13 protein-coding genes are annotated in these 14,287 nt (G+C 63.2%); 3 read left to right on the top strand and 10 right to left on the bottom strand.

What is annotated here, in order from left to right:
• The first annotated feature begins 109 nt into the window (after nucleotides 1–109).
• Nucleotides 110–1,612, top strand: coding sequence for an MFS transporter (locus AB4Y77_RS14065; RefSeq protein WP_442014374.1), 1,503 nt, complete (start codon nucleotides 110–112; stop codon nucleotides 1,610–1,612).
• Between the two features lie 175 nt (nucleotides 1,613–1,787).
• Nucleotides 1,788–2,174: a hypothetical protein gene (locus tag AB4Y77_RS14060; RefSeq protein ID WP_442014373.1), complete on the top strand. Its 387-nt coding sequence runs from the start codon at nucleotides 1,788–1,790 to the stop codon at nucleotides 2,172–2,174.
• Nucleotides 2,175–2,189: 15 nt separating this feature from the next.
• On the opposite strand, the gene AB4Y77_RS14055 is transcribed toward AB4Y77_RS14060, so the two are convergent.
• From AB4Y77_RS14055 to AB4Y77_RS14030, 6 genes are all read right to left on the bottom strand, one after another.
• Nucleotides 2,190–2,963, bottom strand: a complete 774-nt coding sequence (locus tag AB4Y77_RS14055) for an RNA polymerase sigma factor (protein ID WP_311211617.1) — start codon at nucleotides 2,961–2,963, stop codon at nucleotides 2,190–2,192.
• A gap of 162 nt (nucleotides 2,964–3,125) precedes the next feature.
• Nucleotides 3,126–3,506, bottom strand: a complete 381-nt coding sequence (locus AB4Y77_RS14050; protein WP_311211618.1) for a RidA family protein — start codon at nucleotides 3,504–3,506, stop codon at nucleotides 3,126–3,128.
• 40 nt (nucleotides 3,507–3,546) lie between these two features.
• Nucleotides 3,547–4,311 carry an amino acid ABC transporter ATP-binding protein gene (locus AB4Y77_RS14045; protein WP_311211785.1) on the bottom strand — a complete coding sequence of 255 codons (765 nt, stop codon included), beginning with the start codon at nucleotides 4,309–4,311 and terminating at the stop codon, nucleotides 3,547–3,549.
• Nucleotides 4,311–5,234: an amino acid ABC transporter permease gene (locus AB4Y77_RS14040; RefSeq protein ID WP_442014372.1), complete on the bottom strand. Its 924-nt coding sequence runs from the start codon at nucleotides 5,232–5,234 to the stop codon at nucleotides 4,311–4,313. The genes AB4Y77_RS14045 and AB4Y77_RS14040 overlap by 1 nt, the downstream gene beginning before the upstream one ends.
• 11 nt (nucleotides 5,235–5,245) lie before the next feature.
• Entirely contained in the window at nucleotides 5,246–6,187 is a 942-nt protein-coding gene (locus AB4Y77_RS14035; RefSeq protein ID WP_442014371.1) for an ABC transporter substrate-binding protein, read from the bottom strand.
• Nucleotides 6,187–7,488 carry an alpha-hydroxy acid oxidase gene (locus tag AB4Y77_RS14030; protein ID WP_442014370.1) on the bottom strand — a complete coding sequence of 434 codons (1,302 nt, stop codon included), beginning with the start codon at nucleotides 7,486–7,488 and terminating at the stop codon, nucleotides 6,187–6,189. The genes AB4Y77_RS14035 and AB4Y77_RS14030 overlap by 1 nt, the downstream gene beginning before the upstream one ends.
• Before the next feature lie 129 nt (nucleotides 7,489–7,617).
• Here AB4Y77_RS14030 and AB4Y77_RS14025 point away from each other — a divergent pair, with 129 nt between their 5' ends.
• Nucleotides 7,618–9,267: a PucR family transcriptional regulator gene (locus AB4Y77_RS14025; RefSeq protein ID WP_311211622.1), complete on the top strand. Its 1,650-nt coding sequence runs from the start codon at nucleotides 7,618–7,620 to the stop codon at nucleotides 9,265–9,267.
• 34 nt (nucleotides 9,268–9,301) lie between these two features.
• Here AB4Y77_RS14025 and AB4Y77_RS14020 read toward each other — a convergent pair whose 3' ends face one another.
• The 4 genes from AB4Y77_RS14020 to AB4Y77_RS14005 form a co-directional block, all read right to left on the bottom strand.
• Nucleotides 9,302–11,656: a glycoside hydrolase family 65 protein gene (locus tag AB4Y77_RS14020; RefSeq protein WP_442014369.1), complete on the bottom strand. Its 2,355-nt coding sequence runs from the start codon at nucleotides 11,654–11,656 to the stop codon at nucleotides 9,302–9,304.
• Between the two features lie 30 nt (nucleotides 11,657–11,686).
• Nucleotides 11,687–12,412, bottom strand: a complete 726-nt coding sequence (locus tag AB4Y77_RS14015) for an HAD family hydrolase (RefSeq protein WP_442014368.1) — start codon at nucleotides 12,410–12,412, stop codon at nucleotides 11,687–11,689.
• Nucleotides 12,413–12,426: 14 nt separating this feature from the next.
• Nucleotides 12,427–13,446 (bottom strand): LacI family DNA-binding transcriptional regulator, encoded by a 1,020-nt coding sequence (locus AB4Y77_RS14010; protein WP_311211625.1) that lies wholly within the window; start codon nucleotides 13,444–13,446, stop codon nucleotides 12,427–12,429.
• 200 nt (nucleotides 13,447–13,646) lie between these two features.
• Nucleotides 13,647–14,264 (bottom strand): alpha/beta hydrolase, encoded by a 618-nt coding sequence (locus AB4Y77_RS14005; protein ID WP_442014428.1) that lies wholly within the window; start codon nucleotides 14,262–14,264, stop codon nucleotides 13,647–13,649.
• Between the last annotated feature and the right edge of the window lie 23 nt (nucleotides 14,265–14,287).

Raw genomic sequence — 14,287 nt, 5'->3', positions numbered from 1 at the left:
GCAGGGGAACGGCGCCACTGGGACGAACGTCACGCCCGGCAGACTTATGCGCTCCCATCAATGTACTTATACTTTTATAAGTATTACTACTTTCAAGAATGGGTGACGCGTGGCATCACAACTACTGGGGACATCGGGCGCACAAGCCCAAGCAAACACACCAGCCCCACCGGGCGGTAAAAGCAACATCGGCTGGCGGGCACTGCCCTTCCTGGCCCTCGCCCAGTTCATGGTGGTCCTGGACGGCACCATCGTGAACCTGGCACTCCCCCGCCTCCAACTGGAAATGGGCATCAGCGATTCCACCCGATCCTGGGTGGTCACTGCGTACGCGCTCGTCTTCGGCGCCTTCCTCCTCTTGGGCGGACGAATTTCCGATTTCTGGGGACGGAAGCGGACTTTCATCACCGCCTCAGCAGGCTTCGCGGTGGCATCACTCATCGGCGGATTGGCCCAGCAGCCCTGGGAACTCATCGGAGCCCGCGCGCTTCAGGGCATCTTCGCCGCCCTCCTTGCTCCGGCGGCCCTGGCACTCCTGACGGTGGCCTTTCCCGGCGGCAAGGACCGCGGCACCGCCTTCGCCATCTTCGGCTCCATCAGCGGCGTCGGCGCAGCAGTGGGAGTTCTGCTGGGCGGCTTCCTCACCGAATTCGTCTCGTGGCGGTGGTGCTTCTTCGTCAACGTACCCATCGCAGTCATCGCGCTGATCGGAGTGTGGACTTTGGTGGGCGAAAGCAAAGCGGGAGGCTCCACCAAATACGACTGGCCCGGCGTCGCTCTTGCCGCTTTGGGCCTGGGTTCCCTGGTCTACGGCTTCGCCAACGCCGAACACGGCTGGGGTGCGGTGGAATCCTGGGGCTTTATCGCAGCAGGCGCGCTGTTGCTGGTACTTTTCGTCGGCGTCGAACGCAAGGTCAAGAACCCGCTGCTTCCGTTGCGCGTCGCCACCGAACGCAACCGCGCCGCCGCATTCCTGGCGTCTTTCCTTGCCGGGGCAGTGCTGATCGGCGGCATCCTGTTCATCAACTTCTACCTCCAAATCGTTCTGCACTTCGCCCCGTTCGCGGCCGGAATCGCGTCCCTGCCCATGACAGTGGTGCTGATCATCACGGCGGGCATCGTGGCGAAGAACCTGCCCCGACTGGGCGCCAAGGTACCCAGCGCACTTGGTCCGGTCTTCATGGCCGCAGCCATGCTGTGGCTCACACAGGTCACCTCCGACGGCACGTATGCGGTGAACATGTTGCCTGCGTTGATCCTCATGGGCATCGGGCTGGGCCTGGTCTTCGTCCCCATGCAGAACCTGGCTCTCTTCGGCGTGGACAAGGACGACGCCGGGGTGGCCAGCGCCCTGGTCAACGCTTCGCAGCAGATCGGCGGATCGCTGGGCATCGCACTCTTCAGTGCCATCGCGGCGGCTGCCACCGCGGCCGCTACCACTACGGCCGCCGGCGGCGAGCCCTTGGCGGCGCTCACCTCGGGCTATTCGATGGTGTTCCTTTGGGCGGCCGGGGTGGCGGTCTTGATAGCCCCGCTCGCACTCCTCCTGATCAGGATTGACCGCAAGACCTTCAGCGGAACCAGCGACACCCCGCACGTTCACCTGGGCTGAACCCTCGGCGCCGTCACGCCGCCAGGGTGGCGGCGCCTCCGCGCCGCGGAACTGAACTTCAGATCACGACGGCGGATATCTCGCGTAATTATTGACATGACATAAGTCACATTCTGTAAGCTAATTTCAAAGTCACGCAGCCGGCTTCCTTCGCCCTACCCCGGGGAGGTGCCCCATGGCCCCGAACTCACTCAAGGCCGAGAATCTCATGGCCCATGGCGTGGTGCTCTCCGCAGCCAGCATTGCCAGACGCAGGGCAGCTGCCACCCATGGAAATCACGGCGTGGCCAACAAACCCGACGCCCTCCTCGGAGCAATAGCCGTCCGGCAGTTGTTCCACCGCTGGCCGTTGGTGCCGTCGCGGGAGCTGGAACGAATCCGCCACGTGCTGGTCCATTGCGACCAACTCGGGTCACCGGACACACACCACTTGTCCGAACCGGCGCAGGCGCTGCTGGATCTGATCAACTGCGAGCTGGAGCGTCGACGTTTGGTGGGGAATCAGGCATCGGGTGGGAACCAAGCCCCTGTTGAGGAGCAAGTCAGCCCCCAGGCCGGCTAGTACGCGCTGGGACAGCTAGTTGTTCGTCGTGGTCCGCATGGAAGCCTGAAGCTCCCGGAGTTCCGCCAAGACAGCTGAACAGTGGATGCAGTGATCCGTGTGCTGCTTTATTCTGGCGTGCGCATTTCCGCTCAAACCGTTGCGGACGTACCTGCCGAAATGCCTCAGATAGTGTGCACAGGACTGAATGGTGGGCTCGCCCACATGCTTCTGCAGGTACATCTGCCGGAGCCCCTCGCGTGCGCGCATTGCCAAAGCGGACAGGGCATTCGGGGTCAGCCCCAGCAACGGGCCGGCCTGCGCCGGCTTGAGGCCCTCAACGTCGACGAACCAGAGCACGTCCTGCCAGCGCCGGGGAAGTTCACGGAAGGCCTGCACCAAAATGATGGTCTCGTGGGTGCCCAGGACGTGATCGTCACCGGTAAACGCCAGTGCATCCACCGTGCCGGACTCAGTGAGGGCGAGTCGGGCCGACGTCTGGTTCTTTCGGTGGGCCATCCTGCGGATGGTAGTCAGCAGGTAGGGCCGGAACGACTCCACAGGCCCCCTGCCCTCGATGATCGCTTGGAAGACGGCGGCAAACGCTTCACCCACAATGTCTGCGGCGTCACTGGGGTTGTCTGACTCCGCGCGGGCCACGAACCCTCCCACCCTCCGGTACCGAATGAACAGCTCGCCGAAGGCGGCAACATCACCTCCACGCACCATGGCCAGCAACTGTTGGTCGCACAGCGGTTCCGCGGAAGCCGGGTCACCGCGGTTTGGGTAGGGCATTGTTTGGGCTGACATGGCGGCCTTTCAAGGGATGGAACAGCAAGATGGAGCTGCCTGGACTGACATGACGCGGCTGGGCTGAGGGCGCAGTCAAGGAAGGCCCCGCCCAATGCGCTGTGGCATGCATCGGACGGGGCCGCGTGAAAGGTGGTGGACGTTCCTGCCGGGGGCGGGTGGTTACGGGATGGCCGCTACGACGTCGATCTCCACCAGGAAGTCGCCCAGGAACGAACCTACGGTGGTCCGCGCCGGGTAAGGCGCCACGACGTACTTTTCGTAGACGGCATTGAAGCCATCAAAGTCCCGGCGCGGATGGTGCAAGTGGACGGTCGCCTTGACCACGTGGGAGAAGTCCAGGCCATGCGCACCCAGTACGTGCCTCAGGTTCTCCATGGCTTGGATGGTCTGCTCCTCGATGGTGATCCCCACGCGCTCGTCCGTGATGGGATCATGCGGCGTCTGGCCTGCCGTGTACAGGAGCCCGTTGGCCACAATTGCCTGGGAGTAAGGGCCGGCCGGGCTTGGTGCCAGGTCTGTTGCCACTTGGAGACGGGTCATGATGGTGATGCCTTTCGTGGTGCTGAAGGAACGTTGCTGCTTACAAAACTTTGGAGAGGAACGCCTTGGTGCGTTCGTGCCGGGGGCTGCCCAGCACTTGCTCGGGCGGGCCGCTTTCCACCACCACGCCGCCGTCCATGAACACCACTTGATCGGCCACTTGCCGGGCGAACCCCAGCTCGTGGGTGACCACCACCATGGTCATCCCGGCCTCGGCGAGGGATTTCATGACGTCCAGGACTTCGCCCACCAGTTCGGGGTCAAGCGCGGATGTGGGTTCGTCGAAGAGCATCAGTTTGGGCTTCATGGCCAGCGCCCTGGCAATTGCGATGCGCTGCTGCTGCCCCCCGGAGAGTTCCTGCGGATAGGAGTGTCCCCGGTTGCCCAGGCCAACACGGTCCAGCAAGGTCTGCGCTTCCACCACCACCTCACGGCGGGGCCGGCCAAGAACGTGCACCGGCGCTTCAATAATGTTCTCCAGCACGGTCATGTGCGGGAAGAGGTTGAAGCGCTGGAACACCATGCCCGCGTTGAGCCGTGAGCGGGCGGTTTGGCGTTCCTTCATCTCGTAGAGCTTCCCGTTGCGCTCGGTATAGCCCACCAAGTGCTCGTCGACGTAGAGCCTGCCGGCGTCAACTTTTTCAAGGTGGTTGATACACCGCAGGAACGTGGTCTTGCCGGAACCGGACGGGCCAATCAGGCAGGTCACGGATCCCTTTTCAACCCTGAGGTCAATGCCTTTCAGGATTTCGACAACACCAAAGTTTTTCCGGACTCCCCGGGCTTCCACCATGGCCGTAGTCATCATGCTGTCCTTGTCTTGGGCTTGCGGGTTCGTCGCGGCGCTGAGTCGAAACCGCGCCCGTACCTGCGTTCGAGTTTGTTTTGGAAGAAGCTCAGGACGGTGGTCATGAGCAGGTACCAGACGCTGGCAACAATCAACAGCGGAATGGTCTGGTAGTTGTTCGCATAGATGATCTGCGCCGAGTAGAGCAGGTCCGAGATCGCCAGGACGCTCACCAGGGACGTGCCCTTCAGCATGGAGATGACCTGGTTGCCGGTGGGCGGCAGCACCACGCGCATGGCCTGTGGCAGGATCACCCGGTTCATGAGCTTCCCGCCGCTCATACCCAAAGCGCGGGCGGCGTCGTACTGGCCCTTGTCCACGGAACCGATGCCGCCACGGATGATCTCCGCCATGTAGGCGGCCTCGTTCAAGGACAACCCCAGCAGGGCTGCCCCCAACGGGGAGATCAGGACATTGGCCGATCCCAGGACCATGGACGGTCCACCGAACGGAAGCCCGAAGGCAATGACCGGGTAGAGGGCCGCAATGTTGTACCAAAAGATCAACTGGACCAGCAGGGGCGTACCCCTGAAGAACCAGATGTAGCCGCGGCTGATGGTGCTCAGGATGGGGTTCTCGGAGAGCCGCATGATCGCGAGCAGCGTACCCAGGGCGATACCGACCGTCATGGACACCACAGTCAGCAGGATGGTCAGCCCGGCTCCGGCCAGGATCTGCGGGGCGAACAGGTAGGACACCACCACGTCCCACCGGTACCGTTCGTTCACTGCCACATCCCACGCCGCGCTGAGCGCCACCAGGATGAGGACCACAGCCAGCACCAAACGGACTGGATGCTTCAGCGGCACCACGGGAATCGAATCACTCGGAGCCGCTGCGGCCGGCTCCTTGGTATCGGGAACTGAGGGTTGCTTTTGCATGGTTATCACCTTTACTGGGCGAAATTGACGCGGGCTTCGGTGATGGCGCTGGTCTCCAGCCCGTACTTCCCGAGGACCTTGGTGTAGGACTCACTCTTGATCACGGCATCCAGTGCGGCGGAGACGGATTTCACCAGGCCGGAATCCTTGGGCACACCCACCCCCACTGGGGCGAATTCGTACGTCCGGGCAATCTCGATCTGCGGGTTCTGGGTGGCTGCGAAGTTCAGGATGGGCGAGTCGGCCAGCACCGTGTCCAACCGGCCACTGGTCAAGGCTGAGATGGCCTGCCGGGTGTCCTGGAATTCGCTCTTCTGGATGGCGTCTTTGCCGGCTGCAGCGCACGCTTCGTCGTATGAAGGAACGTTCACGGTCAGCTGGTAGGAACCAGTCAGCAGCCCTACCTTCTTGCCGCAGAGTGCGTTCTCGTCCTTGATGCCTGCCGGATTGCCCTTCGGTACGGCGATCGCGTTGCCGATCTGCATGTAGTCAACAAAGTCCAGGACTTCCATGCGCTTCTCCGTGGGGGTCATGGAGGACACTGTCATGTCGTAGCGGTTGGCCGCCAGGCCGGGAATGATGGAGTCGAAGTTGGCCACCTGGATGTCCACTTTGACACCCAATGCCTCGCCGATGAGACGGGCCACGTCCGGGTTGGTTCCGGTCATTTCCTGCGTACCTTCACGGTAGAACTGCGTGGGCTGCTCGTTGGTGGGGATGGCAACGCGCAGCACCTTGGACGCCTTGATGGACTCCGGCAGAAGCTCGACGGCGGCTTGGTTGACTTCCAGCGCAGGCACGCCCGTACCGCCTGCTGCGGAACCACCGGACGGGCCCGACGCCGATGCGTTGCCGGTGGGGCTGCACGCCGTCACCGCCAGCAAGAGCGCTGCTGTCAGGACGACGGCAGGCAAGGCACGTCTGGTTCGCTGGGTGCTTAAGACATTGTTCATTAGGGAGTCCTCATTGGTGCAAGGCCCATGGGGGCGGCCTTGGGGATACGGGTGGGTTGGGTGCGGGCGAAGGCTTCGTTGCGGTGCCGGATCAAGTCCCGGCCTTCCGTCCGCAGTTCTTCGATGGTGGAGACTCCGAGGAGCATCATGGTGCGGGTGATTTCAGATCGGAACATTTTCAGGACGTGCGCCACGCCGGCTTCGCCAGCCGCGGCCAAACCGTAAAGGTAGGGGCGCCCGATGGAGCAGGCGTCCGCGCCGAGCGCCAGTGCTTTGACAACGTCGGAACCGCGGCGGATGCCGCCGTCGACGATGATTTCCAACTGGCCGGCTGCCCTGTCCACAATGTCCGGAAGGACATCCAAGGGAGCGGCCATGTGGTCCAGTTGCCGTCCTCCGTGGTTGCTGACCTGGATGGCGTCGATGCCCAGCGCAACGGCCAGCGCGACGTCGTTGGGGTTGACGACGCCCTTGAGGATGATCGGTCCGTTCCAGCGGGCCCGCAGATCCTGGATGTCGTCCCAATCCGTGGGCTCATAGGACCCGGCCAGCAGCGTGCGCCACATGTCCGGGGAACTGGCCAGCGGGCCGTCCGGAACGTCTGCATCCAGGTTGGGGAAAGCGATGGCGTCGTTGGCCAGGAATCCCAGTGCCCACGCAGGGTGCAACATGCCCTCCACCACCGTCTTCGGCTTGATGGACGGGGGTGCGGTGAACCCGTTGCGGTAGTCGCGCTCGCGGTGGCCGATGGCCCGGCAATCAACGTTGACCAGCAGTGCTTCGTAACCGGCGTTGGACACCCGGTCCAGGACGGCTTGCAGGAGGCCCTTGTCCGGAGTGGGTTCCAGGTTGAACCACCGGCGGAGCCCAGGCGCGGCAGCGCTGACGTCTTCCATGGTGGTGGTGCTGAGGTGGGCCAGTCCGTAGGGAACTCCCTCAGCGAGCGCCGCCCGGGCCACCGCGGACTCTCCCTCCGGGTGGAACAGCCGGGTACCGCCTGTGGGCGAGAGGGTCACCGGCATGGAAGCCGGTCCGCCCAGGAGGGTTGAAGTGAGGTCGAAGTTCTCCACCGATCCCCATTTGGGGAGGAAGGACCAGTCGTGGAACGACGACTGGTTGCGGCGCAGTGAGACCTCGTCGTCGCCTCCACCTTCGATGTATTCGAAGATGCTCTTGGGCAGGCGCTTGGCTGCCAGCTTGCGCATGTCTTCCACGCTGTAGCACTTCCGGGACAGTCGTTCTGCGACGGAACGGGCTGGTCGCTGCACCGAGGCGAGCGCCTTGATGTCCTTGAGTTTCATGGAATTGGTCCTCTGGGTTCCTGCTGGGTTACCCGCCCAGCTCCTTTCCCAATAGTGACGCAGATCTCTCCCGTGCTATATGTGAATTCCTCTATAAGATGCTGACAGGCCTTGTGATAACGTCCACATATGGACACGGGTCAGCAATCAGGAATCCAGCAATCCGTGGTTCGGTTGTCCGATTGCATTCAATTGATGCAAGCGGAACTGGTGCATGCCAACCCCACGCCGGAGAACCTGGGACACCCCGTCTCGGACGTGTTGATGTACGACCCCCTGGACCACTGGTCCAGCGTGGATGACCGCATCATCCTGGCCGTCGGATGCACCTACGGCTCACCGGATTTTGATCAACTCCTCCACAGGGCAGCAAACAGCAACGCCGCCGCGGTGATCGTCAAAGCACATGGCGCCAAGATGGAGCAGCTGCGCGGGGCTGCCCTTGGGTACAGCCTGTCCGTGCTGGTGGCACCTGATGACGCGGATTGGACGCGGCTGGTGGCACTGGCCAGGGCCTCTGTCATGGGTGCAGCAGCCGACACGGTGGCCGGGGTCCGCCTGGGAGATCTTTACGCTTTCGCCAACGCCGCGGCCTCCATCACCAACGGCGCCGCGAGCATCGTGGATCCGCTTGGCAGGATCCTCGGCTATTCCACCTTGCCTGGCCAGCCCATCGATGAGCTCCGGCGCATCACCACGCTCACCCTGGAGGAAACCATACCGCCGGCTTTCGACCAGGATTTCAAGATCGTCTACGCCGCCCCGGGAGCGGTTCTGGTGCCAGCGCCCGACGACGGCATGGCCCGCCTTGCGCTGGCCGTCCGGGCTGGGGGTGAGCTGCTCGGTTCCATCTGGATCATCGATCCCGGCCAGGAAAACCGGGCTGCGGCACTGAATGCACTGGACAGGATGGCGCCGTTGGCCGGTTTGCACATGCTGCATGCCCGATCCGCCTCGGACTTCGGGGAGCGCCGCAATGCGGACCTCATCCGGACGCTCATGGACGACGCTCCGCATGCCCCGTTCGCCGCCGCCCAACTGGGCCTGGATGCCGCCAACGGTTTGGCCGTGGCCGCTTTCTCGATCGTCCGCCCTGAGACCGGAAGCCTGGAATCCGTGCGCGACATCCACCGGCTGCTGCAGTTGGTGACCACCGTCAGCAACGTGCAGTTCGGCACCGGGCACAGCGCCCTGCTCGGCTCGGTGGTCTACGCACTCCTGCCCTGCAAGGGGACTTCGCCCCGGGCCGTGCATGGGCGGATCATCCAGGAAATTGAGGCGTACTCCCACACCATCAGCCCGTTCCCGGTCATCGCCACAGTGGGGGGCATAGCCCAAGGAATCGAGGACCTACCCCGGTCCCGGTCCGAGGCCGTCCAGACGATGAACCACCTGCTGAACCTGCAGGCGCGCGGCGGAAAGGCGGCCGGCACCGGGAAGGTACCGGGAGTGGCCCTTTATGAGGACTTCCAGATCCCGTTGAACCTGATGAAGATCGGGGCATTCATTGAGGAGAACGGGCTGGGCGGCACAGACGAAATCGCCAGTATCCAGGCCCGGGACGCCGAGCAGAAAACGGATTACCTGGACACCCTCCGCGCCTACCTGGCGAGCAACGGAAACATCTCGGCCATGGCCGCCCAACTCCATGTCCACAACAACACCGTCCGCTACCGCGTGACCCGCCTGGCCGAGGACTTCAACCTGGACCTGGCGGATCCGCAAAAACGGCTGTGGTTGTGGCTGCGCCTGACCACCATGGACCTTGCGTCCAAGTAGCTCACGGCTCCAGTAGCCACGCGCAGCCTGAAGACTACCGGAGGATCGGAAGTCCCGCCGTCGGGAAGACGCTGGGGAAGATCGACGGCGGTGGCACCGGTACCGTTTCCAGCGAAACCAGGACGGTATCCGCACCGACCATGACAACGTTTTCCCGCACGTTCACGTGCAGCGGCTCGTCGCTGTAGTCCGGCCCGGAGATGAGTGTCAGCGCGATGGAACCCTGTGCCAGGTCAACGGCCAGCAGGCGTCCCTGGACCTTGAGCCGGAAGGACAGGCCTTCCCACTCCACAGGCAGGCGCGGGTCGAAGCGCAGCAGCTCGCCCTGGTCCCGCATGCCGGCGAAACCACTGACCAAGGAGCTCCAGATCCCTCCGGTGGAGGCGATGTGGACGCCGTCGATCGTGTTGCCGTGCGAGTTGTCGAGGTCGATGAACAGCGCCTCGGTGAAGTGCTGGAGCGCGACGTCGCCGTACCCCACCTCGGCGGCCATGATGCCCTGCACGCAGGCGGACAAGGTGGAGTCGCCCGTGGTAATGGGATCGTAGAAGTCGAAAGCGCGTTGCTTTTCCTCGGCCGAGAAGTCCTGCCATTGAAGGAACATCGCCAGCACGGTATCGGCCTGCTTGAGGACCTGGTGCCGGTAGATCACCAACGGGTGGAAGTTCAGCAGAAGCGGGTACTTGGACTTTGGTGTGTTCCAGTCCCACGGCTCCAGTGTCATGAAGTCGTTGTCCTGGCTGTGGAGCTGCAGGTGCGGATCGTACGGGAGGAACATCCGCTCTGCTGCCTGGCGCCACACCAAACGCTCGGTGTCAGCGATGCCCTTGTGCTCCAACGCCGCGGCTGCGCGAAGGTTAAAGCGCGCCATCACGTTGGTGTACAGGTTGTCATTGACCACGGCCGTGTACTCATCCGGGCCGGTGACGCCGTGGATGTGGAACATGCCGTCCTTGCCGAAGAAGCCCAGCGAGGCCCACATGCGTGCTGTCTCGATCAGCAGGTCGGCACCCAGCTCCCCGCGGAAGGTGGTATCTGCGCTGGCCCATTCATAGCGGTTGGCCGCGAAGGCGATGGCCGCGGCAATGTGGAACTGGGCCGTGCCGGCGGCGTAGTAGGCGCTGGCTTCAAGGCCGTTGATGGTCCGCCATGGGAACAGTGCACCGTCCACGCTGAGCTCCTTGGCCCGCACCCGGGCGTCGGGCAGCATGGCGTGCCGCGATTCCAGGACCTTCCGGGCACCACAAGGATTGGTGTATGTCAGGTACGGCAGGAGGTAGATTTCCTGGTCCCAGAAGTAGTGGCCTTCGTAGCCGGAACCGCTCACGCCCTTCGCGGGGATTCCCGCCACACCGGCACGGGCAGTGGCCTGCGCCAGCTGGAACAGTCCCCACCGAACTGCCTGCTGCATCTCCGGCTGGCCACCGATCAGGATGTCGGCCGTGGTCCAGTATTCGTCATAGTGCGCTTTGCTCTGGGCCAGGATATCGGCGAACGGCACGAGGTTTGCTTCGGCATCCAAGGCGAGGCTTTCGCCACGGTCTTCGGCATCCGTGGCGCCTGCCACCAGGTAACTGACCGTTTTCTCCAAACGGAACGTGTCGCCGTCGTGGATTGCCAGAACGTAGCGGACGGATGAGTCGTCCTCGCCCACCAACGTCTCGAATGGCTGGCCTTCGGCGGAGATCCAGTGATCCACGGCCATGGCCACGCGCTGGCGCGATTCGGCGGTTTCCCACGCAAGGCGCAGCGAACCGTCGGAACCCTGCAGGTGCAGCGGCAGCAGGACCCGGCCGGCGTGCCGGCCCGAACGGCGCGGGTCGTGGGCCGACTGGTCCTCCACAGGCTGGTCCTGACGGTTCACGACGCCGGAGGTGATGTCCGCGGACACGTCCCGGTCAGCTGTCAGGGACAGTTCCAGGCCGAGGCATCCGCGCGAATCGAATCCCACCGCCCGGCGCTCCAGCGTGGTGACGGTCGCGCCCGAACGGCACGCCCAGGTGATGCTCTCTTCGTACACGCCTGTGGAAAAGTCCACGCTGCGGCGGTAATCCGTCACGGTGGACTCAGCCAGGCTCAGGGCCTCGCCATCGATGGACACCGTGAAGTTGTTGGCATCCGGAACGTAGACGATCCGTTGGCCGGTCCGGGCGAAACCGTAGGCATTCTCGGCGTGCTTGATGTCCCAGATCTCGTGGAAACCGTTGATGAACGTGCCGGGAAGTTCGCCGTCGCCCGCTGTTGAGTGCGAGCCACGGATACCAAGGTGGCCGTTGCCAAGCGCGAACAGCGTTTCCAGCGTTCCCTCGTCACCGGGGACGTGGATATTCTCCACGAGTTTCCAGGGCTCGCAGGGGAAACGCAGCCGATCGGAGCTGATGAGTGCCATGGGCGGTTGAAGTCCTTCTAAAAAGTAGGGTCAGAGAAGATCGTTGAGGTCGTCGACCACCAGCGTGGCGCCGGCGTCCAGAAGCGTCTGGCGGCCCGCGCCGCGGTCCACGCCGATCACGGCGTAAAAGTTGGCGCCTGCGCCGGCCTGCACACCGGACACCGCATCCTCCACCACAATGCATTCCTGCACAGGCACGCCCAGCAGGCCCGCACCGTAGACATAGGTGGCAGGGTCCGGCTTGCCGGGAAGCCCCACGGCGGCAGCCACCTGACCGTCCACCACCACCTCGAAGTGGTGGTCCAGCCCGGCGGCCTTCAGGACGGCGGGGGCATTCCGGGAGGAAGAGACCACCGCCACCTTCAGGCCCAACTCCACCGCTGCATTGATGAATTTGACCGAGCCTTCGTACGGTTCAACACCGCGGGAATTCACGATCTCGTTGAAGATGGCATTCTTGCGGTTGCCCAGGCCCTGCACAGTCTGGTTGTCCGGATCGTCATGGACCGGGCCTTCGGGCAACGTAATGCCGCGCGATGCCAGGAAATCCCGGACCCCATCGAACCGCGGCTTGCCGTCAATGTGGTCGAAATAATCGCTCGCCTGATACCCCTGCGGGTGTCCCGTCCGGGTCAGGTAACCGTCGAACAGTTCCTGCCACGCATGCTCGTGCACCACGGCAGTGGGCGTCAGCACGCCGTCGAGGTCGAACAACAGCGCCGAAGCGCCCGTCCAGGCATTACGAAGATCAGTCATGTGCAGTATTCCGTTCAGCGCTTGTGGCGCGTGGTTTTGCGTTCGATGAGCTTGGTATCGAGCAGGTGGTTGGAGGGTTGATGGGGGTTTTCAGTATTCAGGAGTCGTTCGCACAGCAGGTTTGCGGCGAAGGCGCCTTGGTCTGCCACGGGCTGCGCCACGGTGCTCAAGCCAAGGAACCCGCTCATGGGGTGGTTGTCGATTCCGATCACTGACACGTTCTTGGGCACGGACAAACCATGGTCGCGGAGCGCCGTCAACGCACCGAACGCTGCTTCATCACAATGGGCAAACACCGCCGTGGGCCTGGCACCACGGGCGATGAGTTCCGTCATTGCCCGCCTGCCGTCGTCGATGCTTGGCCCGGCACCCACCACAAGGTCCGGGTGGACGGTGAGGTGGTGTTCATCCAGCGCACGCCTGAAGCCGCGGAACCGTGGAGTCTCAGTAACAACGGGATGTTCATTGCTCGAGAGAACGGCCAAGTCCCAATGGCCCAGCCCCAGCAGGTGTTGGGTTGCCTGCCAGGCCGCGTGTTCGTCATCGATACCTACATTGTCCCACGGAACATTTACCATACCCACGCTGGCTGTTGCCAGCCCGGAGGCTTCCAGCGCCTCTACTTCTCCGGGCGCCAAGTCAATGTTGAGCAAGAGCAGCCCGTCCACTCTCTGCGCCAGGTTGGCCAGGTCGGCGAAGAACTCCCTCCGCACGCTGGCTTTGTTGCGCAGGCTGATGAGGACGGTGTGGTAGCCGCTGTCGCCGAAGACCTCTTCTGCCGCTTCCACGGCCTGGGCGAAGAACCACGCCGTGGCAGTCGGGGCCACTATGGCCACCTGGCCGGTGCTCCCGCCCGCCAGCCTGGACGCTGCGGCCGATGCCTTGTAGCCGAGCTTGGCGGCGGCGCCGGCTACTTGCTGTTGCGCCCTTTCAGAAACATTGGGGAGGTTCCTGAGTGCCCGGGATACCGTGCAAATGGACAACCCGGAGAGGACTGCTACGTCCTGGATTGTCGCCCTGTGAGTCCTAACCATGCAACACGGCCTCAACCCTTTCCCTGCTCGCCTGACGCCTTCACGTGAGACCCGCACCGGGTCACCAGCCAAAAGTGTAAGCGCTTACAATTTTGTCATTCAATAGAGTGCAGTCGAATGCGAAATTGTGACGCGAATCTCACCATGGGATTGATTACGGAGCCCGAATGCCTTCTAATCCGGGGCTCCACCCCAGAGCGCTAACCCAGAACGTAGAACTTCAGGAACGCGCTGACATCCACCAGCTCAGGCGGCTCGATCCTGTGGCCCATGCCAGGATAGGTCCGTGAAGTCAGGGCGACGTTGGCCTCCAGCCACTCCGCAGTGTGGGCAATGGCGTCCTCGTTGATCACGGGATCGGCCTTGTCCCGGCCCCAGAAGAACGGCGGCGGGGTGTCGAAGGACTCGCTCAGGGCAAGGAGGTCGTTGTCCAGCACAAATCCGGACAGGCCCACCGTGGCCTTGAAGGCGTGGGGCCGCAAGCGCAGCAGCGTGCTGGCCATGGCCATGCCCTGCGAATAGCCCAGCAGGCTGACGCTGCTGTGGTTGTCCTTGACGGAGTTGATCCAGTTGAACACCGAGTTGGTGGACGCTATGACGTCAGCGAAGTCGTTGGTCAGGAAATAGTCCAGCAGGAACCAACCGTAATGGTCGCCGATCACCTTGGGGCCGCGAAGCGCAGCGCACGTGAACTCGCCGGGTAAATGCGGAAAGAGGTCCACCATACGCTGTTCGCTGGTCCCGTACCCGTGCATCATCACCAGCAATGGAGTGCCCTTGCGCTGGTTTTCGGGTTTTGACCACACCACTGAATCCATGGGCATGAGCCTAGTAGACTGGC

The sequence above is a fragment of the Paenarthrobacter sp. YAF11_1 genome (assembly GCF_052113445.1).
In the GTDB taxonomy this organism is placed as follows: Bacteria; Actinomycetota; Actinomycetes; order Actinomycetales; family Micrococcaceae; genus Arthrobacter.
This window is presented reverse-complemented; position numbering and strand designations above follow the sequence as displayed.

Coding starts and splice junctions, on each gene's coding strand:
- AB4Y77_RS14060 (WP_442014373.1), top strand. CDS start 1,788: ATGGCCCCGAACTCACTCAAGGCCGAGAATCTCATGGCCCATGGCGTG.
- AB4Y77_RS14055 (WP_311211617.1), bottom strand. CDS start 2,963: ATGTCAGCCCAAACAATGCCCTACCCAAACCGCGGTGACCCGGCTTCC.
- AB4Y77_RS14050 (WP_311211618.1), bottom strand. CDS start 3,506: ATGACCCGTCTCCAAGTGGCAACAGACCTGGCACCAAGCCCGGCCGGC.
- AB4Y77_RS14045 (WP_311211785.1), bottom strand. CDS start 4,311: ATGACTACGGCCATGGTGGAAGCCCGGGGAGTCCGGAAAAACTTTGGT.
- AB4Y77_RS14040 (WP_442014372.1), bottom strand. CDS start 5,234: ATGCAAAAGCAACCCTCAGTTCCCGATACCAAGGAGCCGGCCGCAGCG.
- AB4Y77_RS14035 (WP_442014371.1), bottom strand. CDS start 6,187: ATGAACAATGTCTTAAGCACCCAGCGAACCAGACGTGCCTTGCCTGCC.
- AB4Y77_RS14030 (WP_442014370.1), bottom strand. CDS start 7,488: ATGAAACTCAAGGACATCAAGGCGCTCGCCTCGGTGCAGCGACCAGCC.
- AB4Y77_RS14025 (WP_311211622.1), top strand. CDS start 7,618: ATGGACACGGGTCAGCAATCAGGAATCCAGCAATCCGTGGTTCGGTTG.
- AB4Y77_RS14020 (WP_442014369.1), bottom strand. CDS start 11,656: ATGGCACTCATCAGCTCCGATCGGCTGCGTTTCCCCTGCGAGCCCTGG.
- AB4Y77_RS14015 (WP_442014368.1), bottom strand. CDS start 12,412: ATGACTGATCTTCGTAATGCCTGGACGGGCGCTTCGGCGCTGTTGTTC.
- AB4Y77_RS14010 (WP_311211625.1), bottom strand. CDS start 13,446: ATGGTTAGGACTCACAGGGCGACAATCCAGGACGTAGCAGTCCTCTCC.
- AB4Y77_RS14005 (WP_442014428.1), bottom strand. CDS start 14,264: ATGGATTCAGTGGTGTGGTCAAAACCCGAAAACCAGCGCAAGGGCACT.